This is a genomic window from Haemophilus sp. SZY H53 (assembly GCF_054332375.1).
Window position 1 is genome coordinate 37,014 of the sequence record NZ_JBTGNV010000013.1, and the last position, 9,359, is coordinate 46,372.

A 9,359-nucleotide genomic window follows, 5' to 3' on the forward strand; every position below is an offset into this window, starting at 1 on the left:
AATCTTTTAGAAAGTGCGGTTTTTTATTGGAGTAAATAATGCCAGCCTTAATTAGTAACGCATTTAAACTCGACCTCGCCAAACTTGAACAAAATGCGCTCATTGAGTTGTTTGAGGTGGATTTACGAGGATTGAAAGATAATGACGGCATTAATGGTGAGTTATATCGCTTTTATGCTGGCACTAATGAAAAATCTCAATCTATCGTATGGCAAGGCAAAACATTTGAGCCATTTGCCGTAAAAGCTGATGGCTTTGAAATGTCAGGTAATGGCCCAAGTAATCGACCAACTCTCACGCTGGGAAATATTAACGGATTTATTACCGCGCTTTGTAATCGTTTTGAGCAGTGTTTAGGTGGTGTGGTTAGACGAAGATTAGTCTATATGCACTATCTCGATGCAGTTAATTTCGAGGGTGGAAATAAGCAAGCCGACCCATCGCAAGAAGTATTGAGTTATTTTCTGATTGAACAATTATCATCGCTCAATCGAGACGTAGCTCAATTTACTCTAGCTTTACCGTCAGAGACTGATAACGCACTAATTGGGCGAATGATTACCTCTACTTGTAATTGGCTGTATCGTGGTGTTGAGTGCGGTTATACAGGGCGAGCAGTCGCAGACGAGAAAGACCAGCCGACAAACGACCCTAAAAAAGATAAGTGCAGTGGCTTGTTGACTGGCTGCAAACTAAGAAACAACACGCATAACTATGGCGGGTTTGTTAGCGTTGATAAATTGGGGTAGAAAATGGACGGTAAACTACACAATGAAATAATCCATTACTCAAAATCAAAAGAACCACAGGAAAGCTGTGGTTTTGTTGTTTTAGTGGGCAGTGAAAAAGTCTTTATACCTTGCGAAAACGTAGCAGAAGATAAGGGAAATCATTTTGAAATCACGCCAGAAGATTATATCAACGCATCAGAGAAAGGCGAGATTGTGGCATTGGTCCACTCACACCCACAAGGTGAACCAAAACTCTCTCAATCAGACTTACAAACTCAACTCTACAGCCAATTAGATTTCTGGTTGGTATGCGATGAGCAAATTCATATTTTCCCAAAAATCCCATTTTTAATCGGTCGAGAGTTTGAACACGGTGAAATGGACTGTTACACGATATTCAGAGACTTCTACCGTCTATCAGGCTATGAGATGCCTAATTTCGAACGTCCTGATTATTGGTGGGAAGATGGTGGAAATCTCTATTTAGACAACATTGAGAAACAAGGATTTGAGCAAGTCAAAGAGCCTCAAATTGGTGATGTGATTTTGATTAGTGTGGGGGCAAGCGTGCCTAACCACGCAGCAATCTATGTTGGCGAACAAATGGTATTGCATCACGCACCGAAACGATTATCTAAGCGTGATTTGTACGATGGTTATTGGTTAAAACATACGCACAGCATTTGGAGATACAGAGAATGGTCAACGTTAGATTTTACGGTAGCCTTAAACAGTTTGGATCTGAATTTAGGTTAGATTGCAAAACGCCTGCCGAAGTCGTTCAAGCTCTCACAAGCCAAATTCCAAAACTTAGACAATTCATTCAGCAAGGCTTATTTACCGTAAGGGTAGGGCGAGATTACTTTGATAATCGCTATCTTGAGCAAGGATTAAATCAAAAGCTGAAAGATGATGCAACAGTGCATTTTACCCCAACATTGAAAGGCTCAAAACGTGGCGGATTATTTGGCGTGATTGCGGGTGTCGCAATTATTGCTGGTGCAATCGCTTTAGGCCCACTTGGATTTGGTCTTCTTAGTAGCAATGCGGCTTGGATTGTGGGTTCTGTTGGCGCATCTCTATTATTAGGTGGTGTTGCTCAGATGCTCACTAAAATGCCTGAGATGAAAATAGGCACTGAAAAAGAAAAGAAACAATCTACGGCATTTTCGAACCTGTCGAATATGACAGCGCAGGGAAAACCTATGCCATTGGCGTATGGGAGAATAAGGGTAGGCTCTCTCATTATATCTCAGGGTGTAGAAACAATGGATACTGAAATTTAAGGAGTTTTCAATGGGTAAAGGTGGCGGTGGTGGCGGTCATACGCCATTCGAGGCAAAAGAGAGCGGAAGAAGTAAGCAACTTGTCAAAATTGTTGAAGCAATCTCTGAGGGCGAGGTTTACGGTTTAGCCGATGGAATGAAATCCATCTATTTTGACAAAACACCAGTACAAAACAAAGACGGCTCTTATAATTTCAAAAATGTGCAGGTAGAGGGGCGTATAGGCGGTCAAGTACAGGATTTAATGGCTGGGTTTAACACCTCCGAAAAAGAAGTAGGTGTTGGCACCCTAGTTAAAAAAAATCTACCGCTTACCAGAACCGTGACCGATAGCAAAGTATCTCGATTACGCTTGACCATTGGTGTCCAATCGCTTTTTAAACAAGAAGATAATGGTGACACTAACGGAACATCCGTAAACTTTATCATTACTATTGGCTCAAGAACTTACCCTGTGTCAATTAGCGGCAAATATAGCTCTCAGTATTTGCAACATCATACTTTTGATAATCTGCCTAGCGTGCCATTTATTGTCAAGGTGGAACGGACTACAGACGATAGCACAACACAGAGACTGCAAAATAATACCATTTGGTCTAGCTACACAGAGATTATTGATACCGAGTTTACTTATCCAAACACAGCTTTGATGGGGGTTAAGTTTGATTCGGAGTATTTTAGCAACATCCCTACTCGTACCTATGACCTACTTGGCTTAAAAGTAAAAGTACCAAGCAACTATGACACTCGTACTCGGAAATATACGGGTATGTGGGATGGTACATTTAAAATTGACTGGACGGATAATCCAGCTTGGGTGCTCTATGATGTGGTGACGAATAAACGCTATGGCTTGGGCGGGCGATTAGGCGAGTTTGGCGCGGATAAATGGGCGTTATATCAAGTCGCTCAATATTGTGACCAATTAGTGCCAGATGGATTTGGTGGGCAAGAACCAAGATTTACCTGTAATGTTTGGTTGACAGAACAACGCTCTGCTTACCAAGTTATTAATGACATTTGCTCAATTTTTAGAGCAATGCCAGTTTGGAATGGTCAGCAGCTCACAGTTGTAATGGATAGACCAGCCGACCCAGTTTGGACATACACAAACGCAAACGTGGATGAGAGCGGATTTAATTATACGTTCTCGGCAAAAAAATCTCGCCATAACGCAATTCAGGTTGAATACGCAGACAAAGATAACTCTTATGAAAGAGCGATTGAGTATGTTTCTGACGATGAGTCAATCCGCAAGAATGGATTGAACGTTAAGAAAATCACCGCATTTGGTTGTACATCTAGGGGTCAAGCGCACCGCACTGGATTGTGGTTGTTGCAAACAGAGAAACTCGAGACTAAGACAGTCACCTTTACAGTCGGTGCAGAGGGCTTAATGCACGTGCCAGGCGACATTATCAAAGTCGCTGATACGTATTACGCAGGTACTAATGTTGGCGGTCGAGTTTTAGCCATTAATGGCAAGAAAGTAACGCTAGACCGTGAGATTTCGGTAAATGGCAATAGTTACTTTAGTTATATCAACGCTCAAGCAAAACATCAAGATATTAAGATTATTTCTGCCAATGGTGCAGAAGTTACACTTGAGCAAAATCCAGCGGGGTTAGAGGCTTATGGTGTATGGTCGTTATCTACTCAACAGGTAACAAGCCAATTATTTAAAGCTATATCTGTAAAAGAAGAGACGAAAGGCAAATATACCATTACAGCTTTACAACACGAGCCACAGAAAGAGGCTATCGTTGATAACGGGGCGAAGTTTGAGCCTAAAGCAACGTCAATTCTATCAGCTCCGCAAGTAAGCAATATCGGTGTAACAGTCAATTCAGATGGTAGCGTATCGTTTGCTGGTGATATTACTGGTGGTAACGGTGTTATTAAGTATGATTTTCGTATTTACAAAGACGGTGCATTATTCGATGTCAGACTAGGTCAAACATCACCAAATCTAAACTTAGACAACTTAGAGAATGGCGAGTACTCTGTCTTAATCCAAGTTAAGAATGAGAAAGGTCAAGTTTTAAGCGAAAGAACGCAAACCTTTGTTATTGATAAACCGCCAGCGCCAACTGGTGTAAGGGTTACTGGTGGACTTGGTAATATCACAATCGAGTGGGATTGGGTTAATGATGCAACAGCGACAGAGATTTTCGCCAGTGAAACAGACGACATCAAAACCGCCACACGCTTAACGAAAGTTACCGCAAGAATGTTCACGCACGAGGTCGGAGCTAAGAAAGTCAGATACTATTGGCTAAGACATACTCGAGGCGTGAACATTGGTCCATTTAGTCAGCAAGGTGGCTTGCGTGGTGAAAGCTCGGTTGATATTGATGCAGAGTTAGAGATTTTAAATAAAAAGCTCTCTAAAAATATCATTGACGAAGTCTTTGATACTGCTTTACCAGCTCGCAATCTTGATTTGATTAAAACGGTCAACGGTTTAAATACTGGAGAATATCAAGGACATAAGCAAGTTTACAACACCGCAGACGGTAAGTTATACACCTGGAATGGCAGCAGGTACGAAAGCGGACCAACTGAATTTGTGGCAAGCGCTATTCGAGGAAAAATCAGCCCAGCCCAATTAGCAAACATTCCTAGCACGAAAATCACAGGACAATTGCAGGCTAATCAGATTGCAGGTGCGTTATCCATTGCTCAAATTCCGAATATTCCTACAAGTAAATTGAGCGGCACTATCGGAGCTAACTTGTTGCAAGCTAATAGTATCGGGGCGAATATTATTCAAGCTGGTGCGATTGGTGCAAATCACTTGCAAGCAAATAGCGTAGGTGCGACACAATTACAATCAAATAGCGTTGGAGCAAACGTAATCCAAGCTAATGCTGTAAGCGCTGACAAATTGCAAGCAAACTCGATTACAAGCGCTAAGATTAAAACTGGAGCAATTAGAGCTGAGCATATTGCTACAACTCAAATCACTGGCGAAAAACTAGCCTTGGGGCTTGGTGGTAATTTACTGCGCAATCCGTTGTTTACTGGTAATTCAGAGGGTTGGCATAGTTTTGTTGCCCATAACGAAGAAATCCGAAAATACTGGACTAAGGGTAGTGTAGGTGTGCAGTATGAAAATCTACGGTATAACACAAACCAAGCTTACCGACCAAGAGACAGCCAGTATAAAAATGAAACGTTTAGCTTTGCTAGATGGGCTGTGAATGGATTCGCACAATTAGCTACCGATAGCAGAAATAATCAATATTGGGTGGATAATGCACGAGTTTTCGCTAATGTTATCACTGGCAAAACCTACATATTTTCTGCTTATGTAGGTTGCCATCATTGCGGTGGATATCTGATAGCTGAAGAATATAGTGCTAACCGTGAAAATTATGTTCGCTGGATCGCAAACTCTGGATTATTTGGTGAGCGAGATAGAATATTGCTGAATAATGGCGAGGCTTGCGTTGAGGCTAGTTCGTCTCATTTTGCAAATGGGGTAGATACGAGTAAAGCACATAGAGCTTTTGTTAAGTTTACCGCTCCTAAGTCTGGTGTCGTTTGTCTTATTTTCCGTATCGCACGATTTGGTTATAAGCAAGCCTACCAAGACTGCTATATGGCTAGGGCAATGCTTGAGGAAGTCAATTCAAGCCAAAATGTGCCTAGCCCGTGGCGAGAAACCTCAATAACCTCTATTGATGGCGGCTCGATTGTTACAAACTCAATTACCACTAAACAGCTTGGCGCTGATAGCGTAACAGCTAACAATATTGCAGTCGGTGCGGTAGCAGCTAAACATATTGCAGCAGGCAGTATCGGAGCAGACCATATTGCCACACGCTCTCTAACTGCAGATAAATTAAACGTAACTAGTATATCATCTATTAATGCTAATTTAGGCGCTATCACTGGCGGCTCACTTAAAATTGGTAGCTTAAATGGTAATTTTGGTACTTTGTTTGAGGTGCAGTCTAATGGTGGTTTTAGACTTATTAGCCGAGATGCAAGCGGTGGTATTGAGTTATCTAGCGCGACAAGAGCGTTACACGTTTGGGACGGCGGAACAGAGGTTGTTAAAGTTGGTAAATTATCCTAAGGAGAGTTATGTATTACATCAATGAGCCTGTACCGATTGATAAATCGTTCACAGAAAAACCTATCTGCGCCTGGCATATTGCTGGGCGTTTGACTATTGATTACATCAATAAAAATACCACGATTGAGCTCGTAAGTTGGGTAAATAAACAATCATTTTTAGCACGTGGTGAATCATTAGTAACATTTTTGACAGTCAATGATTGTCCTAGATTTAGTGTTGATCCAAGTTTGTTTGCCTTGCGAGCCTTGACTACCGTTGAGGGCTCGCCTTTTTATCGTAAACAGGTTAAATGTGATTATGACCTAGACCATATTTCGCAAGTGTGGGAATAAGTATGAGTAATTATGGATTGCGGATAAATAATAGCATATTAGACAGTTATTATTTGGAATTAGGCACTGCTCATATCAAAGGCTATAATCATAAAATAAATATTCCGCTTGAATATCAAATCCAATTAAATAAGGATTATATAGACTTAAATGAAAATAAAAGATTGGAGTTTGTTAGAAAGTATGGAAAAAATGCAATTTATTTAAATTATATACCATTTGTAAGAATAGAGCAGTTTAGGTCAGAAGATTTTATATATCATTGTCCTAAAATTGAATGGGCTAGTTCACAAAATAAATATATTTTAGACCATATTCAATTTTCAGCAGATAGTTATTTTGATATTACTATTGGCTATGGTGTTATTATGGCAGATTTTCGGAGACTTTCTCAATGACAAGTTATGGTATGTCAATGAATTATACACATTTTTCATTGCCTAATTTACAGCGCAAAATGGTAGCTTCAGAAATCCCTGTTAAATATTTAAGATATAAAAGGTCGTATAAATGCACATTACATAGTGCAATTTTTAGTAAAAAGCTACCTGTTGATAGAAATTGTTTACTTTTCATAGAACCTCAATCAAAATTTTTCCATAGTAAATCAAATAATGATCAAACAACTAATGGAGTGAGTAATTTAATAATTTATCCTGATGAAACTTTTGCTAGAAGTAGATATAAATCTGCTCAAGGCAGATATATACCAATGTCTCCTGATTGGGATTATGCAATAAATACTAAATGTTATAGCAGTAATAATCCTTTTTATCATATGGATTTTGGTTTTCATTTATTTGAATTTGTAGATAATACCTTAAATACTGCCAACTATGGCATAAAAGTTTTTAAAGAAGTGCTACTAAATAATAAGGTATATAAACCATTAGAAAGTATAAAATGTGGAAATATGTTTGATAATAATTTTGAAAGACATAGCAATATTTATAAAGATAGACGTGTCGCCTGCCTTATGCCACCTACAATGTATTACTATGACGAAAAAACAAGCAGATCTATTATAACACCTTTAATCATTGATAGTCTTTCTGGAACTAAATTTAGAACAATTTTAGCCAATAATTTGGAAAAAAATAAATTATTCTATATGCCATCTAATAGAAAAATACAAAGTGGAGAAATATATTTAGATGTAATAGACGTTTCACACTTACCGTCTTTTGATGAAATTCCTTACAATTAAAATATGGAGAAACAAAATGCAAGTATTTCTATTCGATCAACAACTAATTTCTGTAATTAATCGAAAAGAAGAAATTACAGATGAAACGTGTCTTATCACAGAGCAGGAGCGCGAAAAAATCCAAGAAACACTCGATACTCAAGGTCACTTTTGGCGTATAGATAAATATACCGTTGGATGTAGTGGCGTCAAACCAAGCGAAAATCACAAGTGGAACGACGAAAAACACGATTGGGAAATCGATTCGGATTTAATCCAACAAAACCTCGCCAAGAAACGCGCTGAATTATGGGAAACCATTAAGCAGAAACGTTTAGACGCAACAAGAACAGGTGTTGAAGTTACACTTCCAGACGGTCAAATCCGCCATTTCCATACGGACGCAGTGGCTCGACAAGAGTATGACAGTATGGGTGTTAAAGTTGTATTAGGCTCATTTAAGCCTAGACAATGGAAAACAATCGAAAATGATTGGGTGCAATTTGATTTAGATACATTTAAGGCATTAGCGTCTGCGATTGAAGCAAAAGTCGATCACGATTACCGAAACGCCGAAGTATTAAAAGCGCAAGTTGATAAATCAGATACGCCTGAAAATATCGACCTTAACCAGGGATGGAGTCAATCTTATGTCTAAAGTGGTGATTGCTTTTTATAAGCATAAACGAGAGCGGAATAGTGTTAAAAATACATTATTCCGCTTTTTTGATGATGCTATAAAATTTTTTACGCACGGGCCATACAGTCATTGCGAAATAGCAATATCTAACCCTCAGCCATCTAAGATTTACACTTGTTTTAGTGCAAGTAATCGAGATGGGGGAGTGCGTAAAAAAATAATGGAGCTACCGCAAGAACGATGGGATTTAGTTGAACTAGAAATCTCACCAAAGGAAGTAAATGTATTTTTTGAAAAAACAAAAGGCTTGAAATATGACCTTATCGGCGCACTCGGTGTTGTCTTAAGAATTAGAGACAGCAAGACAAAGTATTTTTGTTCAGAATGGTGTGCAGAATGCCTTGGAATAGACAAGCCTTACAGGTTTAGCCCAAATTCACTTTACAAACATTTAACCAATAGCCATGGATAACACCATGGCTTTTTTATTAATAAATAGGAGTTTTTTATGACAACATTTAACAAAATCTTAAACACAATGTATTCAGTAATTGCCGCATACTCAAAACAAGAGGACGGCTCAATCAATGCCAAGTATGTATTAGGTACTGGTGAGGATAGTGACGGCTCCGTGACTAACTTCACGCCAATCATCTCTGATTACAAGTGGATTGATGCAGTAGCGGCTAAAGAGCTAATGAGTAAACCATTAACCAAAGACGATATTGGCAAAACCACAGAGCAAATCGAATTAGCTCGAATCTATGCTTATCTGAAAGAAAACGGTCAAATTGTAATCTAATCAACATTAAACTAAGCAAACCGCACTTTGAGCAATCTTGGTGCGGTTTTTATTGGGGCAAGCGATGCTTAACTAATCTAGAAGTTCAGCAACTTCTTCCATATTGGCATGATAGGTATTTTGAAACATCCTGATGTCTTTATTCATATTTTATGGCATTATTACAACCCTGTAACTTTTGTCGTTTCGGAAAAATATATATAATTTCGGAAATAAACAATATCACAGATGCGTAATAAACTGATTTTATTATTTAAAATTTGGTGTTTTTAAATTTGTACATTTTGACTTCAAA

General features: G+C 38.9%; 10 protein-coding genes. All 10 read left to right on the top strand.

Annotation, left to right across the window (positions count from 1 at the left end; genetic code table 11):
* Positions 1-38 precede the first annotated feature (38 nt).
* From ACXVWB_RS10550 to ACXVWB_RS10595, 10 genes are read left to right on the top strand one after another with little or no spacing between them, the layout of a single operon-like run.
* Entirely contained in the window at positions 39-749 is a 711-nt protein-coding gene (locus ACXVWB_RS10550; RefSeq protein ID WP_289901877.1) for a phage minor tail protein L, read from the top strand.
* 3 nt (positions 750-752) lie between these two features.
* Positions 753-1,487, top strand: coding sequence for a C40 family peptidase (locus tag ACXVWB_RS10555; RefSeq protein WP_458485377.1), 735 nt, complete (start codon positions 753-755; stop codon positions 1,485-1,487).
* Complete coding sequence (locus ACXVWB_RS10560) at positions 1,430-2,017, top strand: tail assembly protein (protein WP_289901875.1); 588 nt, start codon at positions 1,430-1,432, stop codon at positions 2,015-2,017. The genes ACXVWB_RS10555 and ACXVWB_RS10560 overlap by 58 nt, the downstream gene beginning before the upstream one ends.
* 10 nt (positions 2,018-2,027) lie before the next feature.
* Positions 2,028-6,101 carry a host specificity protein J gene (locus ACXVWB_RS10565; RefSeq protein WP_458485378.1) on the top strand — a complete coding sequence of 1,358 codons (4,074 nt, stop codon included), beginning with the start codon at positions 2,028-2,030 and terminating at the stop codon, positions 6,099-6,101.
* An 8-nt stretch (positions 6,102-6,109) separates the two neighbouring features.
* The gene (locus ACXVWB_RS10570; RefSeq protein WP_289901873.1) at positions 6,110-6,436 is read left to right on the top strand and encodes a hypothetical protein; all 327 of its coding nucleotides are present in this window, start codon (positions 6,110-6,112) and stop codon (positions 6,434-6,436) included.
* A gap of 2 nt (positions 6,437-6,438) precedes the next feature.
* Complete coding sequence (locus ACXVWB_RS10575; RefSeq protein WP_289901872.1) at positions 6,439-6,834, top strand: hypothetical protein; 396 nt, start codon at positions 6,439-6,441, stop codon at positions 6,832-6,834.
* Entirely contained in the window at positions 6,831-7,643 is an 813-nt protein-coding gene (locus tag ACXVWB_RS10580; RefSeq protein ID WP_289901871.1) for a hypothetical protein, read from the top strand. The genes ACXVWB_RS10575 and ACXVWB_RS10580 overlap by 4 nt, the downstream gene beginning before the upstream one ends.
* Before the next feature lie 16 nt (positions 7,644-7,659).
* A complete protein-coding gene (locus tag ACXVWB_RS10585; RefSeq protein ID WP_458485379.1) occupies positions 7,660-8,280 on the top strand; it encodes a DUF4376 domain-containing protein in 621 nt (206 codons plus the stop codon).
* Positions 8,273-8,734: a hypothetical protein gene (locus ACXVWB_RS10590; protein ID WP_289901869.1), complete on the top strand. Its 462-nt coding sequence runs from the start codon at positions 8,273-8,275 to the stop codon at positions 8,732-8,734. Before ACXVWB_RS10585 ends, ACXVWB_RS10590 begins: the two co-directional genes overlap by 8 nt.
* Before the next feature lie 36 nt (positions 8,735-8,770).
* Positions 8,771-9,064, top strand: a complete 294-nt coding sequence (locus ACXVWB_RS10595; protein WP_289901868.1) for a hypothetical protein — start codon at positions 8,771-8,773, stop codon at positions 9,062-9,064.
* Positions 9,065-9,359: the final 295 nt, after the last annotated feature.